Below are 20,412 nucleotides of genomic sequence, written 5' to 3'. Positions count from 1 at the left end.
ACGCGACTGCCAGCAGGTTTCCTCGCAGCCAGACCCGCCGAACGGCTAGTTTTTGTGATACCATGGTATCCCATACATCACAAATGCGATACTTCGTCGATACCTTTGCGGTACGTTTCCCGATCTCGTTCATATTACACTGAGATCGCTACATGCTGTTACTCAAAGGCACACTTTCAGCCTAGTGACAGCCGAAGATCGGATGTGTGACTCTCGGAAGAGTGGAAATCAAACTGCTGGGGCAGACACGTATAGGAGCCCAAAACCAGATAATCAATCCACCGGCGCCCAAGGTCCGTCAGGTGCTCGCCCTGCTGGCGCTGCGCGCCGGCGACGTGGTGGGCAGCGACGGAATCATCATGGAGCTGTGGGGGGAGGAACCACCGCGCACCGCGATTACCACCACGCAGACCTACATCTACCAACTGCGCAGGCTCATCGGCGACCTGACCAAGACCAAGCCGAGCAAGCGGGTGCTCGCCACCCACCACCCCGGCTATGTGCTGAGGGTGGACCGCACAAACGTTGACGCCTACCGGTTCCACCGGCTGATCGAGCAGGCCCGCGGTCTCGCCGACGACCACCCGGCCCGCTCGGCCGAGGTGGCACGGGAGGCGTTGAGCCTGGTCGACGATGAGCCGCTGTCCGACATCACGCCCGGCGTGGTGCTCCAGCCCTACGTCACGCAGCTGCGTGAAGAGGTGCTCGACGCGATCCAGCTGCGGATCGCCCTGGACATGCGACTCGGCAGGCACCACCGGGTTGTCGGCGAGCTTCAGGCGCTGACCGGCCGCTACCCGCTGCGGGAGTGGTTCCACTATCAGTTGATGAGCGCCCTGCACCGCTGCGGGCGCAGGGGGGAGGCACTGCATGCCTATCGGAACCTGGAGCGAACCTTGCGAGTGGAGCTGGGGATCGACCCCTCCGCGCAGCTGGTTCGCCTGCACCGGCGGATCTTGGCCGGCGAGCCCACCACCAGCGCCGCCGGTTCGGATGAGTTCACCATCATGCTCGGGGCCTGAGGTGCTCGGCTCCGTGTGCCGGCCGGGTGGGGGCACGGCCCGGTCCGCCCTGGGACGAACCGGCACCGGTCTCCACTGGCTGCCGACCGGTCACCGGCCGGGCGGCGCCACGTTCTGGTTGAGGCGGAACAGGTTGTTCGGGTCGTACCGGCCCTTGAGCTCCTGTAGCCGGGCGTACTTGTCGCCACCGTAAATCTCCACCGTCCGAGCGGCCTCCCCGGGGTTGGTGAAGTTGACGTAGGCCCCGGCGGTGAGGTGCGGCGCCAGCGCCGCATGACCTTCCCTGGCCCATCGGACGTGTCGATCATCCTCGGTCGGGTCCATCCAGGACGCGGCAAGGTTGACGACGAACGGCGACCGCCGGTTGTGAAAGGCGGTCGCCTCGTCGGGCACTCGCGCCACCGCCCCGCCGAGGTAGAGCAGCTCCAGCTGGGTCATGTAGGACTCGATCCGCTCGGCATGGGCCAGCGCCACGTCGATGGCCTCATCCGGCAGCTCGGCCAGGTAGCCGCTCTTGGTGTAGATCCGGTCCGGCACCACCCCGCCGGGGAAGCAGTAGGCCTGCACGGCCCGGTACGGCAGCGTCGCCTTGGTCATCCCGTAGCGTTTGCCGTGCGAGAGCGCCTCCTCGATCCGCCGGTCGCCTTCGTGCGGGTCGCCGATCCAGCACACCATCGAGCACAACACCGGCTTGCCCCGCAGCTCGGCGGGCAGTTCGGGCAGTGGCGGGGCCAGCCGCAGGTAGTGCACCCAGGTCAGCTCGTCCGGCGCGGTCGCCATGTGGTCCCGCCAGGCGCGCAACACCCGCGGCGCCTCGTCCAGGGTGTGGTAGACGCTGGCGAAGCGCACCGGCCCGACGCGGTGCAGCCGGAACTCGAACTCGGTGACCACCCCGAAGTTGCCGCCACCGCCCCGCAGTCCCCAGAACAGCTCGGGGTGCTCGGTCTCGCTGGCCGTGATCACCTCGCCCGCGGCGGTGACCAGGCGCGCGGAGACCAGGTTGTCGATGGACAGGCCGTACTTGCGGCTCAGCCAGCCGAAACCGCCGCCGAGCACCAGGCCGCCGAGCCCGGTGTGCGAGACCACGCCCGCCGGGGTGGCCAGCATGTGCGCCTGGGTGGCGGTGTCGAAGGCGCCCAGCAGCGCACCGCCCTGCACCCTGGCGCGCTGCCGCGCCTTGCTGACCCGCACCGCGCTCATCGCGGAGAGGTCGATGACGATGCCGCCGTCGCAGGTGGAGTGACCGGCCATGCTGTGCCCGCCGCCGCGCACCGCGACCACCAGTCCGTGCTCGCGGGCCAGGCGCACCGCCGCGCGCACGTCGTCCTCGTCGGCGCAGCGGGCCACCAGGGCGGGCCGCCGGTCGATGGTGCCGTTCCAGATCCGGCGGGCCTCGTCGTAGTCCTCGTCACCGGGCAGGACGATCTCGCCCCGGAACGAGGTCCGGAGCACGGCCGCCAGGTCGATCTGTGTTGACTGCATGTCCTGCACTTCCTCCTGGTTTTGGGTCGAGCACACAGCCGTGCTCGCGGAGCTGGGCCAGCGCTTCGCGCACGGCGCGCCGGTCCGTCTCGCCGCCGCCCCGGCGCGCGGGCAGGGCCGGTGCCACCGCGGCCCGGCCCTCGCGTGCCGCGCTGGTGCGCCGGACCAGAGCGGTCAGGCTCTGTCCTGGACCCGCCTCGACCAGCACGTGCCTGCCGGTGGCCAGCAGGCGGTCCAGGGCCGGTCCGAAGTGGACCGGAGAGGCGGGGCCGGCGAACCAGAAGTCCCAGTCCGTCGCCGTCGCCCCGTCGAGCGGGCCGCCGAGGTAGGCCGAGCAGACCGGGATGCGCGGCGGGCGCAGCGGCGGGCGCCAGGCCTGGCGATCGGCCTCGGTGACCACCCGGCTCATCACCGGGCTGTGGAAGGGCTGCCGCGCCTTGGCCCGCGCGCAGGAGACCCCGGCCGCGCGCAGCTCGGCCTCGGCCTCGCCCAGCTCGGGATCCGGTCCGGCCAGCAGCAGCTGGCGCGGGCCGTTGACCGCGCCGACCACGACATCACCGCGCAGGTAGGGCCGCACCTGCGCGAGGTCCGCGGCCACCGCGAGCATGCCGCCCCGAGGCGCTCGGCCGTAGCCGCGCACGAAGTCGCGCAGCACGGACAGCCCGTCGGCGAACTCGAACACCCCGGCGAGGGTGGCCGCGGCCAGCTCGCCCACGCTGTGCCCGAGCAACGCGCTCAATCGCACCCCCGCGTCCATGAGCATCCGGCCCATCGCGTGGTTGACCGCGAACAGCAGCGGCTGGGCGCAGGTGATGTCGTCGAAGCACGCGGGCGGGCGCTCGGCCAGCCACAGCTCCCGTAGCCGGGGGCCGTCCGGGCCGAGCAGCGTGAAGGCCTGGTCCATCCAGTGGGTGAAGGACTCTGAGACCTGGTAGAGGCCCGCGGCCATCCGGGGCTGCTGCGCGCCCTGTCCGGGGAACAGCAGCACCACTTCCGGCGCGGCGGTCACGGTCAGCCCTCGGCCTTGACGCCGTTGACGTAGTCGAGCATCGCGCGCGGCGTCTCCAGCTCGTTCACCAGGTCCTCGGGGATCTCGATGCCGAAGCGGCGGCGCAGTTCGGCGGTGGTCTCGATCAGTGCGAGGGAGTCGTAACCGAGTTCGAGGAAGTCCTGGTCCAGGATGTCGCCGTCGAGGTTGACGCCCTCGTCGGCGCCCGCGCACTGGGTGAGGACCTCGCGCAGCTGGTCGAGGGTCAGCATGGTGGGTGTCCTTCCGGTCGGTGGTCGGCTGTGGTTCGGCGGTGGTTCAGGACAGCGCGCGCACCACGACGGCGGAGTTGAAGCCGCCTTCGCCGCGGGCGAGCACCAGGACGGTGGAGATCGGCATGGCCCTGGGCCGGTCGACCACGAGGTCGAGCCCGTAGTCCCCGGCGCCGGCGTCCAGGTGCCGTGCCGGTGGCGCCACGTCGTCGCGGATGGCCAGCAGCGCGCACACCACATCAAGCGGGCCGCCACCGGCCATCAGGCGGCCCACCAACGCTTTTGGCGTGCACACCGGCACCCCGCGCGGGCCGAACAGCTCGCGCAGCGCCTGCGCTTCCTGGGCGTCGCGGTCCGGGCTCCCGGCGGCGTCGGCCACCACCAGGTCGACCTCGGGCGGGCTGATCCCGGCGTCGGCCAGCGCGCCTTCGGCGGCCCGGCGCAAGCCGTGCGGGCGACCGGATCCCGGCGCCGGGTCGAAGGTGGCCGCGTAGCCGCAGATGCGCCCGTAGGGGGTGACCGCCCGGTCCGCGACCCGCTCGGGGCTTTCCAGCACCAGGATCGCGCCGCCCTCGCCGGGCACGTAGCCCTGGGCCCAGGGGTCGAACGGCTGGTAGGCGTAGCGGGGGTCGGGCTCGGCGCTGACCCGGCCGGAGGCCAGGTGCGAGACCCAGCCCCACGGGTCGAAGGAGGACTCCACCCCGCCGGCCAGCATCACCGAGGCCCGGCCCCGGTTCAGGCTGCGCCGGGCCTGCCCGAGCACATCCAGCCCACCGGCCTGCTCGGCGACCAGCACGCTGCCCGGCCCGCGCAGGCCGTTGCGGATGGAGATCTGCCCGGTGTTGACCGCGTAGAACCAGGCGAAGCACTGGTAGACGCTGACCTCCCGGGGGCCGAGGGTCCACAGCTTGGCCATCTCGCGGTGGGAGTACTCGAACCCGCCGGTGGCATTGGAGGCGGCCACGCCGGTGGTGTAGTCGTCGAGCTGCTCCGGGTCGAGCTTGGCGTCGGCCAGCGCCCAGTCCGCAGCGACCAGCGCCATCCTGGTGACCCGGTCGGTCTGCGGCAGCAGCCTGCCCGGCAGGTGTTCTTCGGCGGCGAAGCCCTCGATGAGGCCGGCCGTGCCCGCTGAGTAGCGGCGGGCGTCGAAGTTCGACAGCGCCCGGATGCCGGAGCGGCCCGCCAGCGTGGCGCTCCAGTACTCCTCCACGCCCATCCCGTTCGGCGCGAGCACGCCGATCCCGGTGACCAGCACGTCCTGGCTCATGGCCGCTCCTTGGTGAAGGTCTCCAGCACCATCGCGCTCTGGAACCCGCCGAACCCGCTGCCGACGGTGAGCACCGCGTCCACCGGTGTCTCCCGCGCCGCCAGTGGCACGTAGTCCAGGTCGCACTCCGGGTCGGGCTCGTGCAGGTTGGCCGTCGGCGGCACCAGGTCGTGCTGGAGGGTCAGCACGCAGGTCGCCACCTCGATCGCGCCGATGGCCCCGAGTGAGTGGCCGATCATCGACTTGATCGAGCTCACCGGCACCCGGTAGGCGTGCTGACCGAGGCTGCGCTTGATCGCCGCGGTCTCGTGCCGGTCATTTTGCTTGGTGCCCGAGCCGTGTGCGTTGACGTAGCCCAGCGCGGTCGGTGGCCGCCGCGCCTCGGCGAGCGCGGTGTCGATGGCGCGGGACATCTCGTGGCCGTCCCTGGCCAGCCCGGTCATGTGGTGGGCGTTGCAGTGGGTGGCGTACCCGGTGATCTCGGCCAGGATCTCTGCGCCCCGCCGCAGCGCGTGCCCGTGCTCCTCCAGCACGAGCACCGCGGCGCCCTCGGCGATGGCGAAGCCGTCCCTGGTGCGGTCGAACGGCCGCGAGGCGCGCACCGGATCGTCGTTGCGGCGGGTAGTGGCCTTGATGGCGTCGAAGCAGGACACCGCGATCGGGGTGATCGGGGCGTCAGTTGCCCCGGCGACCATGACGTCAGCCGCGCCGTCCTGGATGAGCTGGTAGGCGTGGCCGACGGCGTCGATGCCGGAGGTGCAGCCCGCCGACAGCACGCCGACCGGGCCTTCCGCGCCGACCGCCCACGCGGTCTCCCTGGCCATCGAGCCGGGGGTGAAGTAGTCGAACAGGTGCCGGGAGGCGTAGTTCTCATCCACCAGCCACTCGCGGCCCTCGTCGGAGAGCACCACGTACTCCCGTTCGATGCTGGTCGCCGAGCCGACCGCGGTGCCGATGGAGACCCCGACGCGCTCCGGCGGCACCGTGTCGCCGAGGGTGGTTCCCGACTGGGCCAGCGCCCGCCGGGCGCAGGTGACCGCGAACAGGCTCGCCCGGTCCAGCCTGCGCGCCTCCCTGCGGCGGAACCCGTGCGCCAGCGGATCGAAGTCGATCTCGCCGGCGACCTGGGAGCGGAAGGCCGAGGGGTCGAAGGCGGTGATCCTGCGGATCGCGCTGCGCCCCTGGGTGATCATCGCCCAGAACCCCTCGGTGTCGGTGGATCCCGGGGCCAGGACGCTCAGTCCGGTGATGACAACTCGTCGGCTCACGGCACGGGACGATGCGCCCGTCGGCTCAACTGAACCTGGAGCCGACTTGGTCCGGACTGTCTACTTAGGACACACCAGGTCGGCTTGAGGTCAGCTCCAAGCCCCGGCCGCAGCCTCGCCCCATGGCCAGTACGAGCAACAGCAACGACGTCGCCCTCGTCACGGGCGGGACCAGTGGCATCGGCCTCGCGATCGCGGCCGCCCTCGCCACCGACGGGTTCACCGTGGTGGTGACCGGACGGGACAAGTCCAAGATGGACAGTGCTCTGGGCACGCTGCGCGAGCAGGGGCACCGGGTGGCCGGGTACCTCTGCGATGTGCGCGAGCGCGCCGCGGTGGCCGCCACGGTGCGGACGGTGGTGGACGAGCAGGGCGCGCCCAGGGTCCTGGTGAACAACGCGGGCCGCAGCGGGGGCGGGGTCACCACGGCGCTGTCCGACGAGCTGTGGCTGGATGTCATCGACACCAACCTCAACAGCGTCTTCTGGGTCACCCGTGAGGTGCTCAACGCCAGCCCCGCCCTGCGCTCCCCCAGCGGCCGGATCATCAACATCGCCTCCACCGGCGGCAAGCAGGGCGTCCCCTTCGGCGCGCCCTACTCCGCGGCCAAGGCCGGTGTCATCGGCTTCTCCAAGGCGCTGGCCAAGGAGTACGCGGCGACCGGCCCGACGGTCAACGCGGTGTGCCCCGGCTACGTGGAGACACCGATGTCGGTGGAGATCCGCGAGCACTACGCCGCGCTCAACGGCGTGACACCTGAGCAGGTGCTGGCCTCCTTCCAGGCCAAGATCCCGCTCGGCCGCTACTGCACGCCGGAGGAGGTGGCCGGCATGGTGCGCTACCTCGCGGGCCCGGTCGCGGACTCGGTGACCGCGCAGGCCCTCAACGTCTGCGGCGGCCTCGGCAGCTACTGACCGGTTCCTTCGGCCCGACCAGGGGATGCACCCATGACCTTCGAGATCTCCGAGACCCGTCCCGCCTTCGAGGGCCAGCCGTGGTACGAGAACCGCAGGCTCAAGCTCTACGACCTCGTCGTCACCACCCTGTCCAACCGCTTCCTGTGGCGCTGCCCCCGGGAACGCCTGGTGCAGCTGTACAACGACCACGTCAGCGCCCGGCACCTGGAGGTCGGCCCCGGCAGCGGCTACTACCTCGACCACTGCCGGTTCCCGACCCCTGCGCCGCGGATCACCCTGCTGGACCTCAACCCGGACCCGCTGAAGTTCACCGCGGGCCGCATCGGCCGCTACCGGCCCGAGGTGATCCAGACCAGCATCCTGGAGCCGCTGCCCCCGCTGGCCGGTCCGCCGTTCGAGTCGATCGCGCTGAACTACGTGCTGCACTGCCTGCCCGAGCCGCCGGAGGGCAAGCAGTTGGTCTTCGCCAACCTCAAGCGGGTGCTGGCGCCCGGCGGAGTGCTCTTCGGCAGCACCGTGCTCTCCCACGGGGTCGCGCACACCCCGCTGTCGCGCTACTTCAACCAGCTCTACCAGCGCCAGGGCTCGTTCAACACCCAGCGGGACAGCGTGCACATGCTGCACCAGGCGCTCGGAGAGCACTTCGACTCGCACTGGCTGGAGATCCGCGGCAGCGTGGCGCTGTTCGCGGGCCACCTGCACGGGGACAGCCGATGAAGGTCGGGGTGCGCTACCGGGACGTGGCCGCGCCCTACGGCGGGATCTGGTCCTCGCCGTTCGCCAGGTGGCGCGGTTCGCTGGCCGCACCGGCCAGCCTGGATGTCGGGGTGTGGGTGACCCGCCGGGCGCTGGCCACCCGGCGGCTGCCTGCGGAGGAGCTGCGTGGGCTGGTGCTGGGCTGGACGGTGCCCCAGCCCGTCATCTTCTACGGCGGCCCGGTGGTGGCGGCCCGGCTGGGGCTGCCCTCGGTCACCGGGCCGATGGTGAGCCAGGCCTGCGCGACCTCGGTGGCCGCGCTGCACCAGGCGGCAGGCTCGGTGCTGACCGGCGCGGGCGCTCAGCTGGTCGTGGTCGCCGACCGGACCAGCAGGGGGCCGGTGCTGGACTGGCCGCGTCCCTCGGCCGGGCAGGAGCCGGAAACGGAGAATTGGGTGCTGGACAGCTTCCGCCGCGACCCGCTCACCGGGGTGGGCATGCTGGCCACCGCGGAAGCCCTGGCCGCGAAGGCCGGATTCACCCGTGCGGACGCCGACCGGGTCGCGGTGCTGCGCGGTGAGCAGTACGCGGCCTCCATGGCCGACAGCCGCGCCTTCCAGCGCCGGTTCCTGGTGGAGGTGGTCGAGGAGGACGGCCGGGTGCTGCTGGCCGCGGATGAGGGTGTGCGGCTGTGCGACGCGCGGCGAGCCGCCGAGTTGCCCCCGGCCACTAGGGATGGGGTGCACAGCACGGCGGCGCAGACCTACCCCGCCGACGGCGCAGCGGGTGCGGTGGTGACCACCGAGGCCGGGGCCAGGGAGTTCTCCGGTGGCCGTGGCGTGGTGCGCCTGTTGGCCAGCGGGTTCGCCAGGGTGGCCGCGGCCAGGATGCCGGAGGCGGTGGCGCCCGCGGCCGAGGCCGCGCTGACCGCGGCCGGCCTGGACATCGGCTCGGTGGACGAGATCACCACGCACAACCCGTTCGCGGTGAACGACCTGCACTTCGCGCGCGAGACCGGGGTGAAGCTGGAGGACATGAACCGCTTCGGCTCCAGCCTGGTGTTCGGGCATCCGCAGGGCCCGACCGGGCTGCGCGCGATCGCCCAGCTGGTGGAGACGCTGCGCTTGCGCGGCGGCGGCATCGGCCTGTTCACCGGCTGCGCCGCCGGGGACAGCGGCGCAGCCTTGGTGGTCGAGGTCACCGACTGACCGCCGCCCGGCCGGCCAGCGCCCGCGCGAGGCCGGCCCGGGCGGTCCCGTTCTCCTCGGTGGCGCGCACGGCGGCGGTCTCCCGCTCGAAGGCGGCCTCCAGCTCCGCCCGCGACGGCCGCAACAACGCCAGGTGCGCCTCGGTGGCGCTCCCGGGCTCGGTCCAGCGCCGGACCAGCCGCACGGCCGCGTCGAGCAGTCGTTCCTGGGGCACGATCTCATCCAGCAGCCCCAGCTCCAGTGCCCGCTCCGCGCCGATCCGGCTGCTGTCCAGCACCAGCCGCAGCGCCCGGCCACCGACCAGGCGGGGCAGCAGCACACTGGCCGCGTTGGACACGGTCAGGCCGACCGCGTTCTCCGGCAGCACGAACTCCGCCGAGGGGCTGCCGATCCGGGCATCGCAGCAGAAGGTGAACTCCCCCGCCCCGCCGACGGCCACGCCGTTGACCGCGGCGACCACCGGCATCCTGGTGTCCAGCACCGCCCTGGTGAGGTCGTGGAACAGCGACACCTCCGCCAGCAGCCCGCCCGGCGGCGAGCTCTCCGCCTCAACGAGGTCCATGCCCGCGGAGAAGGCCCGGCCGGCACCGGTGATCACCAACCCGCGCACCCGGTCCCCCTCGCCGAGGCCGCGGATGCGCGCCGCGAGCTCGCGCCGCATGTCCCGGTTGAGCGCGTTGAGCTTCTCCGGGCGGTTCAGCCGCAACACCGCCACCTCCGTGCGGACCGACACCTCGACGATCCCGTTCACGCCCACTCCCCCGTCCCGGTGTCGAAGCAACCGGCTCGCTGGTCCGGCCGCCCGGCCAGCAGCTGCCGCTTGCGGATCCGGGCGGACGGAGTCATGGGGAACTCGGCCACGAACTCCAGGTAGGCGGGAATCTTGAAGCGCGCCAACCGTTGTCTGGCGTGCGCCAGCAACGCCCGCGCGCTCTCGGTGTGCCCGGCGTGGCCAGGGCGCAGCTGGACGAAGGCCTTGGGCAGCTCACCGAAGAGCGGGTCGGGGATGCCGACCACCGCGTTGGCCAGCACCATGGGGTGCTCGGCGAGCACGCCTTCGACCTCGGCGGCCGAGATGTTCTCCCCGCCCCTGCGGATGACGTCCTTGAGCCTGCCCGCGTGCCGGATGGCGCCGTGCTCGTCCACCGCACCCAGATCGCCGGTGTGGTACCAGCCCTGGCGGAAGGCCCGCGCGGTCTCCTCGGGGTGGTTCCAGTAACCGAGCATCATCGGCTCCCCCCGGACCAGGATCTCGCCGGTGCCGCCGGGCGGGACGGGCAGGCCGCCGCTGTCGGCGACCACGACCTCCTTGCCGGGCGGCGGGCTGCCGAGCGCGCCGGTGCCGACCGTCTCCGTGGCCTGCGGCGGCACGATCAGGTCCAGCCCGCTCTCGGTGGAGCCGTAGACCTCGCGCCAGGGCACCCCCCACCGGTGCTCGAACTCGGCGTGCCGGTCGCGATCGATGCCCGAACACAGCACCAGTCGCATGCGGTGGTCCCGGTCGCCCGCGCACTCGGGCTGCTTGGCCAGCAGCCGCGGCATGGTGCCCAGTACGTAGGTCAGCGTGGCCCGGTGTGTCCGCGCCGAAGGCCAGAACCCCGAGGCGGAGAACCGGGGCAGCACGACCAGGGGCACACCGCCCATGAGGCAGAGCACGGTCTTCCACTGCGGGTCCACGTAGGAGAACGCCTGCGCAGTGAGCACGACGTCGTCCGCGCGCAGTCCGGCGTGCACGGCGATCTGCCAGGCCGTGCGCAACCAGTACTCGTGGGTGAGCATGCAGGCCTTGGGAAAGCCGGTGGTGCCCGAGGTGTACTGCAGGTTGGCCAGCGCCCGCACCGGCCAGTCGGCAGCGCCCACCGGCGTTCGGGCCAAGGTGCTCTCGGTGTGCACCGGCACCGCGGCGCTGATGTCGGCCAGCACCGAACGGACCAGGTCCTCGTCGCGGTCGGAGGTCAGCAGCGCGGTGCTGCCGGAGTCGGCGAGCACGTGGGCCAGATCGGCGCTGCGGCACCGGATGTCCACCGGCACCGCGACCGCGCCCGCCCGCAGCACGGCCAGCCACAGCAGCGGCCAGCAGGCGAGGTTCGCCGCCATGATCGCCACCCGGTCCCCGGGCCCGACCCCAGCAGCGCGCAGCCCCTCGGCCAGCCCCAGGGTTCGCTGCCCGGCTTCGCCGAAGCTGACGCTCCGGTCGGGGCAGCGCAGGAACTCGCGATCACCGTGGCGCCGCGCGGCATCGGCCAGCAGGGAGCTCAGGTCGGTCCACGGCGGACCACCGGGTGCGTCCTCGGGGTCGAACAGGACCGCCGAGCTCGTCCTGATCCGGTTCATCCGGCCTCCTCGGAGCAGTAGATCCCCCTTGTGTCCCAACGCAAACTCCCCGGCCTCAATCTGAGCGCCAGCCAACCTCAAGGCTCGAGAATGGCTTGAGAACGACCGGTGATCCTGCTCCACATGACCTCTCACCAGGAAGCGCCCGCCGCCGTCAGTCCCGCGCTGTACCAGGAGATCCAGCAGTTCTACGCAAGCCACGTCCGCACCGTCGACGAGGGCAGGCCGGATGCCTGGGCCGCCGACTTCACCGAGGACGCGGTGTTCGGCACCAACGGCCGGCCGGAACCCCTGGTCGGGCGGGAGACGATCCGCCGCAACGCGCAGGAGGCCGCGCAACGGCTGCGCACCGAGGGCATCGCCCGCAGGCACTGGCTGGGGATGCTGGAGGCCTACCAGCAGCCGGACGGCTCAGTGCTCGCCCGGACCTACACGCAGATCATCCGAACACCGCCCGGCGGCCCGAGCCAGCTGGAGCTCGCCTGCCTGTGCGAGGACGTGCTGGTGCGCGAGGGCGGCAGGTTGCTGGTGCATCGGCGACAGGTCAACCGGGACGACCTGCCCTCGTAGGGCCCGCAGTCCGGGTGCGAGTCAGGAACTCGCGGCCCGACGCCGCCTGCCCGCCAATGACAGAATGGCCCGACACTGTTCGACGATGGAAGGACCGGCGTGGGCGGGCAGATGCCGGGGCGGTGGCGAACTGACCGGCGTCCCATGTGGACACCGGCGCGAGCAGATCCCCTTGCTGAAAGGCCACCCGATCGGCCCTGTTCTCCCGCCGAAGGGGAAGACGATCGCGCAATCGGTTGCTGCGCGCGGATATCGCGGTGACCTTCGGTGGTATGAGCACAGAGACCGATACGCAGACGAACGCGAGCGGCTGGGTGGCCACCGGCGATCTGCCCTGGCCCCGGCAATGGGACGGCCCGAGCGAAGGACCCGTGCTGCTGCAGGACGGCCGGGTGCTGGCCGCGGGTGGCGGCAACAACCGGGGCGCGGTGACCTACGCCGACGCCGCGCTGTACGACCCGCGGGGCGGACAGTGGACGGTCACCGGTTCCCTGGCCACCAGCCGCCGCCTGCACACCATGACCGTGCTGCCCAACGGCAAGGTGCTGGCCGCCGGCGGCTTCCACGGCCACCCGTCCACCTCGCCCAACCTGCTCGCCTCCGCGGAGCTCTTCGATCCGGCGACCGGCACCTGGAGTCCGACCGGCTCCATGCACACCGCCCGCAGCAACCACAACGCCATCCTGCTCACCGACGGCCGCGTGCTGGTGATGGGCGGCGCGACCGAGCTGCCCGGCGTCGACTCCTTCATCATCGCCAGCGCCGAGCTCTACGACCCGGCCACCGGCACCTGGTCCAGGACCGCCTCCATGATCTACGCGCGGGCCTCGTTCCCGGTGGCGCCCCTGCCCGGCGGCGAGGTGCTGGTCGCTGCCGGCACCATCGAGACCGGCGGCGACCTGGCCGGGCTCACCTACTGCGAGATCTTCGACCCCGCCACCGGAATCTGGTCGCCCACGGCGCCGATCGGCGCCGTGGCCGGACAGAGCACCGGGCAGCCGCGTTGCAACGCCCAGATGATCGCTCTGGCCGACGGCACCGTGCTGCTCACCGGCGGCCACTCCGGCGGCCCGCTGAACTGGAACTACAACCCCTTCAGCTTCAGCGAATCCGAACGCTACGACCCAGCCACCGGCACGTGGAGCGCCGCCGCGGCAATGCGCATCCCGCGCGATGAGTTCCGCCTGGTGCGCCTGGACTCCGGCAAGGTCCTGGCCATCGGCGGGCTGGAATACGGCGGCTACGACGCCGGGTACCAGAACTCCGAGATCTTCGACCCCGCCACCGGCTCCTGGGGCCCGCTGATCGGACTGACCGTCGGCCGGACCAAGTTCGGCGCGGTCAAGCTCGCCGACGGCCGAGTGCTCATCGCGGGCGGCGCGTCCGTACTCGGTAACGCCGGACCGAACGGCGACACCGTACTCATCACCCGGACCGAGGTCTTCACCGAGTGACCCCAGCCGGACCAGTGGGGCGGCACCGGCGAACCGGGACCGCCCCACCGTCCACTCAGGACCAGCGGCGGCTACTCGCCGAGATCACCCGCCGCGATGTCGAGGTCCGGTCGAGCCGCTGCCCGGAGCAAACCGAAGCTGTCCGGCGCCCACCAGACCGCTCTGCACGAGAGCGGCTCCCGCCGGGCCGGATCGGGCTCTCGGCAGGGTAGCCAGTGGGCATCCGGCGGGCCCCGATGTCGCAAGGCACGCACAGTCGATGGGGCACCTTGGCGGCGCGGTTCGGAGCGGGACACGCTGACCAACCGTCCCGCTCCGCAGCCCACCGGCCGAGCAGCTCGAGACGGTGCGGGCGGTCAAGATCTGGCGTCGGCTGCCGCGCGGCGCAGCAAGCGAGTGACGACGAAGCGGGCATCCGCGCCGACTTCCCGAGGCCTGCCTCCGCTGGAGTTCCAGGCCGACGAAGCCGAGTCCTGGATGCACCGTCGACACTCTGGCCCGGTGCAGTGGGCGCTGATCGCGGTCGAGGACACCGAGCGAGGCGAGGTAGGGCAGGTCCGGGCGGTACCCGGTGGCCAGGATGATCGCGTCGACGGTCTCCGCGTGCCCGTCAGGCCAGGTGATGGTCGAGCCGTTGACGCCGCTGAACATCTCGCGGCGGTCGGGGTGACCGGTGGCCAGGGCGGCGCGGTAGGGGCCGTGGTCGAGGACGGGTTGGGGGAAGTTCGGGGGGAAGAAGCGGCCGATGGGCAGGCGGTCGACGCGGGTGAGGTGGAACCAGAAGTGCAGGTCCCGGCCGAGGGGACACTGGCGGGTGAACTTGACCGGTGTGCGGCTGGCCAAGGTGACCTTGGCCTGCGAGGCGGGTTCGGCGGCAATCTGCACGGCGGAGTTGCCCGCCCCCACCACGATCACCCGTTTTCCTTCGTAGGCGACGGGGTTCCGGTAGTCGGCGACGTGGCACAACTCACCGGTGAAGGTGTCCAGGCCGGGCAGCTCGGGGCGGTGCGGACGGCCGAAAGCCCCGGTGGCGGCGATGACCTTGCGGGTGCGGAGTTCGGCACCGTCGGCGGTGCACACGAGCAGGTGGGGCCCATCGGTGGTCACCTCGGTAACGCCCGGTCCCAGGCCTCCAACACCTCGACGTACCGCCAGCCTTCCTGTGCCGCGAAGTCGGCCAGCAGCCAGGCGGCACCAGCGCCGAATCCATCGTGGAAACCGCCGGCCGCTCGGAGGTGCTGCGGACCGCTACCGACTCCCTGACCCGGCTAGCGCCTGCCTGGCGGTAGGCCCCACCCCGTTGGACACGAGCATCCCCAGAGCGCGCCGAACCTGCTCGGGCGGAGAATCCGTTCTGCTGGCACCAACCACGGCGACAAGGATCCGCGGCTCCGCCTGCCACGGCTGATCGAGCTGCACGGTGCGGGGCGGCTTCTGCTCGATCGGTTGATCAACCCGTTCCCCTTCATACAGATTGACGAGGCCGCAGCGCGCGCTGGACGAAGCATGGGCAAGCCAGTCCTGGTCATGTCCTCGCCGACCGCCTGAGGTCCTAGGAGACAACCGCGGCCAGCGCCTCGGCCACCGTCTCGGGAGTGGCCGTACCAGAGCGAACCCAATGACCTGCTCGATCATCTGCCTGCGAAAACTCATTCTGAGCTCATCACTAAGGGTGTAATCACGGTCCGGCCCCAAATAACTGGAGAGGTGTGATCGATCGCGATTTGTGGACAATCGGCGCCACAGTCAGGTCGCGCCATCGAATACGCTACCTGACGGGTCGTAACATGTCGCAGGTCTACATGGCGACCGAGTCGTCGCGAATGTGACCGATGCGTTGGTCCGTCCAGACAGGTGGGACATGAACAATGTGCCATCTCGCCGCAGGGTGAGACTTGGTCGATTCGTGCTGCTGTTGGTCGGCGTGGCTGTCGCGATCGCCATGGTGCTCGTGGGATTGCCGGTCAACGTCGCATCCGCGGATTCGGTGTGGCCTTGGGGCCTCGACCTGCTCCGCCGATACCCCTGGCACGCCCTGAGCGCCGTGCTCGGACTGGCGGCCGTGTGGACGGTGCTGACCATGCGGGTTTCCTGGCGCGCGGAGGACGAAGCCCGACTGACGATGAACTCCTCTCCGGAGGCCATGGGCGCGGGCATGGAGGCGCTCGCCGTGGCACTCAGGAATGAACTCGACAACGAGTTGCGCGCACGAGGGCTCAGCAAGCCGATCGACCTACCCGGCTCGCTGGTGGTCGGTGACCACGCAACGCCGGTCAAACTGAGCGAGGTGTCGGCAGGACTGGGAGAGTCCTTCCAGCGCCTAGTGGTGGTCGGACCCGCAGGCAGCGGCAAAAGCACGGCGCTGATCATGCTCGCTCGCCGGGTGCTCAGCGGGCGCGCCCCCGCTGCCCGTGCGGTACCCGTGATGGTCAACCTGTCCAACTGGGATCCACAGCGGGAGGCGCTCGACGACGCGATCCGGCGCAGACTCGGCTTGCCGACGACACGGCGAAAGCGTCGTCGCACCGCTGGCCGGGTCGATCTGGTCAGCACCAGGCGGGTCCTGCCCATCCTCGACGGCGTCGATGAACTACCCGATTCGTCGTGGCCGGCCGCCCGTCAACGGTTGGCCGACGCCTTCGGCTCGCCCGACCGGGAGTTCGTGCTGGCGTGCAAGTCCGAGGCGGCCGACGAGATCGTGCCCGAGGAGTGCGTAGACGCCGATGGTTCCCGGGTGTTGCAGCTCGCGCCTGTCGGAGTCGAATCAGCTGTCGCGTACCTGCACGCGGCCGCGGATCGGCATCGGTGGTCACCGGTGTCGGAGCACCTGCGCGCCGAGCCGAACGGTTCCCTCGCCGTGACGCTGTCCCTGCCACTGATGCTGCAACTCGCGCTCGTGGTCTACGGAGACCGGGAACGCGATCCGGCCAACCTGGTCGACATCGGCGCCACGCTGACAGTCGGCGCGATCGAGAATCACCTGCTGTCCCATTATCTGGAGAGCACCTACCCGCTCGGCACGCGCCGAGCCGTCCGCGTGAAACGTTGGCTGGGGTATTTAGCGTCGATGCTCACCCGTAACCACAGCGGCGAGTTCATCTGGTGGATGCTGCCCGAGTACCTGCCCTTGTTCCCGCTGTCCGCGCGAAGGCCGCGGCGGCTGGCCACTCGGATCGCGTGGTCCAGGGTCCTGGCCAGGCTCGGTAGGTCACTGTTCTGGGTGCTCGCCGGCGTGGTCGCCGGGGTGAGCGGCTACCTGGCGATCTCCCTGGAGGACTTGCGTCGTCCCGACACGCTTACGCGGGCCAGGGAGCTGCTCGTGGCACTCGACTGGCAGCCGATCGCGCTCGCCGCGTCCGGTGTTCTGACCCTCGCCATGATGTGGATCCTGCTGAACGCCCCCAGCTCGAAGGTCGTGAGTGAGAACGGCCTTTGCTCGGAGCTGGCCGCCGACCGGCGCGCAGCAGTGCTGCGCGGAGGTTTCGCGGCGGTGGTGGCCGGTAGTGCGGTGTTCGCCGCAGTGGCCTTCGGCTGGCCTAATGCTGCCGACCTCGCCAGAACGCTGGTGGATCCGCCACAACTGGCTCCGTTGGAATTCGCCTTGGCCGTACCGCGGGAGGAGACGCGGCTGGGTTGGGCCGCCGTGGCCGCCGCCTCGACCTGGGCAGTCGTACTGGGCGTCTATGTGAGTGCGACCGCCTGGTTCCGGTTTCGCGTGTCGTGGCTGATCTTGGCTTTGTCCGGGAGAACGCCGCTGCGCGCGGTCAGGTTTCTCGAAGATGCTCACGGTCAGGGCGTGTTGCGGCGCAACGGCACTGCCTACGAGTTCCGTCACCGAACCGTCCAGTGGCACCTCTCCCGCCCGGTGCCGCACGGCTCAGTCAAGGACATCGTCCATCGGGCAGAATCCCTTTACCACAATGAGGGTGGCGCAGGTGCGCAAGTCGCGGCCTTGAAGCTGCTGGAAGAGCTGGCGATGTATGAGCCGGACGCTCGCGAAGCCCTCCGGGGGATGTACCGCGACGACGGAGCACGAACCCAACCGCTGGTTCCCCATCTGTGGTCGGCCTTCCGCGCGATCCAGTGGTGGAGCACGGCGATAAACAACGGTGTGCCGGACGCCGTGGTGGGCCTCTCGGACCTGTACGAGTGGCTGATCTCGATCCAACCGAGCAAGCCGGTGGGGCTGGCGCGAGTGTTGATCGTCCACGGCGCCCGGGAATTCTGGCAGGCCCATGCGGGTGAATCCGAACCCGTGACCTCCGCACTGCGTGCGGCGCAGGCACGCCATGCCGACGAGGCGACACTGGAAACCCTGCTCGAAAAGGCCTACAACCGGCTCGCCCAACTTGAGCGCCAACGAAGCCGACAGCCGGCAGCGGATCATCCCGGAGGGGCGGTCGATCACACATCGACACGCGCGGCGACCACCACCGGAGGGGATCAACCACGGCTGACCACCAGTGCGGAAAATGCCTTCCGCCGGGCATTCCTCACCCACACTGGCGACGTTCTGCACACCGGCGCACTGCTCGTCGCGCTGGCACGTGAGGACATCCACGGCGACTGGGACAAGTTCTGGCTGCACGCCGGCTTTCCCGATGCGGAACGGCTGGCACAGGCTCTCGACCAGCGCGCCGAGGCCGCGGACATGCCGCTCGTGCTCGACGACGGCGCGCTGTGGATCACCGTGTCCGAGGACTTGGCCGCATCGGTCCGCTTGGCCGCGAAGGCGGCTGAGTACTACGAGATGACGCTGATCCCGCCAGGACTGCTCGCGCTCGCCCTGGTCACCGAGGCGACCACCGGTGCAGCGCGGACGATCCTCACCCGGGGCGACGTTGAGCACCCGCAACTGGTGCAGGCCGTCATGGACGACCTGCTGGCATCCGAGCTGGCCGGTTACCAGCAGTGGGCCGCTGCACAGCTGTCCACGCCGGAATCCTGATCGGGAGACATGGTGATCACCCTGTTCTGGACCGCGCTGGCCGTTGGAGCGCTGGCCTGTCTGATCAGACCTGGAAAGCAGCGGCTCGGCCTGCTCGGCATGTTCGGGATCGGACTGTGCGGGATGCTGCTCGCCGACTTCGTGCTGATCCTGACTGGCCTCACCGAAGTCGCGGAACGTTACCGGATTGACCTGTTGCTGGCGGTCTTGGCAGCTGTCCCACTGACAGGTCCGGCCGAACTCATGACCCATCGGCGGCATTTCATGCTGAATTCCACGCAGTCCCGCCGGTAGACCTCCGAGACATTGGCTGACTGACTTTGTCCCGCTTCGCCAGCCCCAGCAGGCCCGTAGGCCAGGAAACCTGACGCTTGTTTAGTGATCAGTACCAGCTCAATCATGCACGCGAAGCAGTAGTCGGGTCTGACAATCTGAGGTTCGCGCAACCGCTCAACAGGAACATGGTTGCTCCGTGGTCGCTGCGCTGCAGCGGACCTGCTGTCAGCGCACGGTAGATACCGGCACGGCGAACTCGGCCCGAACTGCGAAGACGGCACGCAGCGACCCCGACCAACACCACCTGCATTAGTAGGTGGGACCGTTCATTTTGGACTGTCCACTGTGGACATGTGGTCGCTCCACTGCGGCTGTCCTGCGGAATCCAAGATCATCAACGTCGTGCAGCCATACCGTTGCCTCTACGGACACGCTTCCGCTGGCCTCTCACACACCACAAACGCTGAGCTGTCCGCCGCAGTCGCAACAGGCCAATCCAGCCGGATCGGCTGCGGCGCAGTTCGAGTCGGGCGGGCCACGAGACGTGCTGCTGGTGACAGCTACCCGGACCCGCCCGAACCAACCTCAAACGCGCCCTAGGTGTAGTGACCCGCTGGGTTGTTGACTCGGCTGATGGGTGGATGGCCGCTGAGTGCGGTGTGGCTGCGGTGGTGGTTGTAGGTGTGCAGCCACCTCGGGAACGCCTCGCGACGTTCGGTCTCAGACCGGTAAGGGCGGGCATAGGCCCACTCATCGAGCAGGGTGCGGTTGAACCGTTCAACTTTGCCGTTGGTCTGCCGCCGGTAGGGGCGGGTGCGTTTGTGGGTGATCCCGACAGCGGCGAGTGTGTCGCGCCAGAGCAGGGACTTGTAGCACGCGCCGTTGTCGGTGAGCACGCGTTCAACGGTGATGCCGTTGGCAGCAAAGAAGATCTGGGCTCGCTGCCAGAACGCGACCGCTGTCTCCTTCTTCTCATCGAGCAGGATTTCGCTGTAGGCCAACCGGGAGTGATCGTCCACGGCGTTGTGCAGATAGCCGTAGCCGACATGGCTGTTGCCGTTGGCATCCAGGGTCTTGCCCGGGGTGCGGGTGCGATGCCGCTGCCCGGCTTGGCGGCCGGTGACCCGGTGCCCGCCGCCGTCGGGGATGTTGCCCAGCTTCTTGATGTCGACGTGCACCAGCTCACCAGGGGTGGCGCGTTCGTAGCGGCGCACCGGCTAGCTGGTGGCCCGGTCCAGGTGGGTCAGGCGGGCCAGGCGGTAACGGGTCAGGACCCGGTGCACGGTCGAGGGCACCAACTGCAGGAGCAATGCGATCCGGGCCGGTCCCCACCGCCGTGCCAGGCGGACCTTGATGATCCGCCGTTCGGTGCGGGTCGGAATGCGGTGCGGGCTTGACAGCGGGCGTGAGCTTCGGTCGGTCATCCCCGAGTCGCCCTCGGCCCGGTACCGGCTGGCCCACCGGTGCACGGTGGATGCCGAGACCTGGAAGCGCTCAGCGGCTCGCCGCACCTGCCAGCCCTTGTCCACGACACACTGAGCCAGCCGCAGCCTGCCCAGCGGAGTCAGCGGTGCGTTAGCGTGGGTCACGAGGGCCTCCTGGACTGTTCGGGTAGATGTCGCAATCCACACCGAACCCGGAGGCCCTCCCTCACTCCAAGATCATCCGACTACGTGTCGGACCGTTCGCAACCTCTGTAATCAGTACACC

General features: G+C 70.2%; 16 protein-coding genes and 1 pseudogene. 8 read left to right on the top strand and 9 right to left on the bottom strand.

Annotation, left to right across the window (positions count from 1 at the left end):
* Positions 1 to 206 precede the first annotated feature (206 nt).
* Complete coding sequence (locus M8C13_RS04920) at positions 207 to 1,022, top strand: AfsR/SARP family transcriptional regulator (RefSeq protein WP_308202766.1); 816 nt, start codon at positions 207 to 209, stop codon at positions 1,020 to 1,022.
* 90 nt (positions 1,023 to 1,112) lie between these two features.
* Here the strand turns inward: M8C13_RS04920 and M8C13_RS04915 are convergent, their stop codons facing one another.
* From M8C13_RS04915 to M8C13_RS04895, 5 genes are read right to left on the bottom strand one after another with little or no spacing between them, the layout of a single operon-like run.
* Complete coding sequence (locus tag M8C13_RS04915; RefSeq protein ID WP_252479253.1) at positions 1,113 to 2,504, bottom strand: FAD-binding oxidoreductase; 1,392 nt, start codon at positions 2,502 to 2,504, stop codon at positions 1,113 to 1,115.
* Entirely contained in the window at positions 2,431 to 3,513 is a 1,083-nt protein-coding gene (locus M8C13_RS04910) for an acyltransferase domain-containing protein (protein ID WP_252479252.1), read from the bottom strand. The genes M8C13_RS04915 and M8C13_RS04910 overlap by 74 nt, the downstream gene beginning before the upstream one ends.
* A gap of 2 nt (positions 3,514 to 3,515) precedes the next feature.
* Positions 3,516 to 3,764, bottom strand: coding sequence for an acyl carrier protein (locus M8C13_RS04905; protein ID WP_252479251.1), 249 nt, complete (start codon positions 3,762 to 3,764; stop codon positions 3,516 to 3,518).
* 46 nt (positions 3,765 to 3,810) lie between these two features.
* A complete protein-coding gene (locus M8C13_RS04900) occupies positions 3,811 to 5,031 on the bottom strand; it encodes a ketosynthase chain-length factor (protein ID WP_252479250.1) in 1,221 nt (406 codons plus the stop codon).
* Positions 5,028 to 6,299, bottom strand: coding sequence for a beta-ketoacyl synthase (locus M8C13_RS04895; RefSeq protein ID WP_252479249.1), 1,272 nt, complete (start codon positions 6,297 to 6,299; stop codon positions 5,028 to 5,030). Before M8C13_RS04895 ends, M8C13_RS04900 begins: the two co-directional genes overlap by 4 nt.
* 122 nt (positions 6,300 to 6,421) lie before the next feature.
* Between M8C13_RS04895 and M8C13_RS04890 the strand changes: the two genes are divergently transcribed.
* Genes M8C13_RS04890 through M8C13_RS04880 form a run of 3 tightly spaced genes read left to right on the top strand, consistent with a single transcriptional unit; the run spans position 6,422 to position 9,120 of the window.
* Positions 6,422 to 7,213: an SDR family NAD(P)-dependent oxidoreductase gene (locus M8C13_RS04890; RefSeq protein ID WP_252479248.1), complete on the top strand. Its 792-nt coding sequence runs from the start codon at positions 6,422 to 6,424 to the stop codon at positions 7,211 to 7,213.
* Positions 7,214 to 7,246: 33 nt separating this feature from the next.
* Positions 7,247 to 7,933, top strand: coding sequence for a class I SAM-dependent methyltransferase (locus tag M8C13_RS04885; RefSeq protein WP_252479247.1), 687 nt, complete (start codon positions 7,247 to 7,249; stop codon positions 7,931 to 7,933).
* A complete protein-coding gene (locus M8C13_RS04880) occupies positions 7,930 to 9,120 on the top strand; it encodes a thiolase family protein (protein WP_252479246.1) in 1,191 nt (396 codons plus the stop codon). The genes M8C13_RS04885 and M8C13_RS04880 overlap by 4 nt, the downstream gene beginning before the upstream one ends.
* On the opposite strand, the gene M8C13_RS04875 is transcribed toward M8C13_RS04880, so the two are convergent.
* Together M8C13_RS04875 and M8C13_RS04870 are read right to left on the bottom strand one after the other, a co-directional pair.
* Positions 9,110 to 9,871, bottom strand: coding sequence for an enoyl-CoA hydratase/isomerase family protein (locus M8C13_RS04875; RefSeq protein WP_252479245.1), 762 nt, complete (start codon positions 9,869 to 9,871; stop codon positions 9,110 to 9,112). The genes M8C13_RS04880 and M8C13_RS04875 overlap by 11 nt on opposite strands.
* Positions 9,868 to 11,454: a class I adenylate-forming enzyme family protein gene (locus tag M8C13_RS04870; RefSeq protein ID WP_252479244.1), complete on the bottom strand. Its 1,587-nt coding sequence runs from the start codon at positions 11,452 to 11,454 to the stop codon at positions 9,868 to 9,870. The genes M8C13_RS04875 and M8C13_RS04870 overlap by 4 nt, the downstream gene beginning before the upstream one ends.
* A gap of 123 nt (positions 11,455 to 11,577) precedes the next feature.
* Between M8C13_RS04870 and M8C13_RS04865 the strand changes: the two genes are divergently transcribed.
* Entirely contained in the window at positions 11,578 to 12,024 is a 447-nt protein-coding gene (locus tag M8C13_RS04865; protein WP_252479243.1) for a nuclear transport factor 2 family protein, read from the top strand.
* A gap of 272 nt (positions 12,025 to 12,296) precedes the next feature.
* Positions 12,297 to 13,478, top strand: a complete 1,182-nt coding sequence (locus M8C13_RS04860) for a kelch repeat-containing protein (protein WP_252479242.1) — start codon at positions 12,297 to 12,299, stop codon at positions 13,476 to 13,478.
* Between the two features lie 84 nt (positions 13,479 to 13,562).
* On the opposite strand, the gene M8C13_RS04855 is transcribed toward M8C13_RS04860, so the two are convergent.
* The gene (locus M8C13_RS04855) at positions 13,563 to 14,585 is read right to left on the bottom strand and encodes an NAD(P)-binding domain-containing protein (RefSeq protein ID WP_252479241.1); all 1,023 of its coding nucleotides are present in this window, start codon (positions 14,583 to 14,585) and stop codon (positions 13,563 to 13,565) included.
* Between the two features lie 799 nt (positions 14,586 to 15,384).
* Here M8C13_RS04855 and M8C13_RS04850 point away from each other — a divergent pair.
* A complete protein-coding gene (locus M8C13_RS04850; RefSeq protein WP_252479240.1) occupies positions 15,385 to 18,426 on the top strand; it encodes an NACHT domain-containing NTPase in 3,042 nt (1,013 codons plus the stop codon).
* Between the two features lie 12 nt (positions 18,427 to 18,438).
* Positions 18,439 to 18,720, top strand: coding sequence for a hypothetical protein (locus M8C13_RS04845; RefSeq protein ID WP_252479239.1), 282 nt, complete (start codon positions 18,439 to 18,441; stop codon positions 18,718 to 18,720).
* A gap of 578 nt (positions 18,721 to 19,298) precedes the next feature.
* On the opposite strand, the pseudogene M8C13_RS04840 reads toward M8C13_RS04845, so the two are convergent.
* A pseudogene (locus M8C13_RS04840) lies at positions 19,299 to 20,291 on the bottom strand (IS481 family transposase).
* Positions 20,292 to 20,412: the final 121 nt, after the last annotated feature.

The organism is Crossiella sp. SN42 (assembly GCF_023897065.1).
Taxonomy (GTDB): Bacteria; Actinomycetota; Actinomycetes; order Mycobacteriales; family Pseudonocardiaceae; genus Crossiella.
This window is presented reverse-complemented; position numbering and strand designations above follow the sequence as displayed.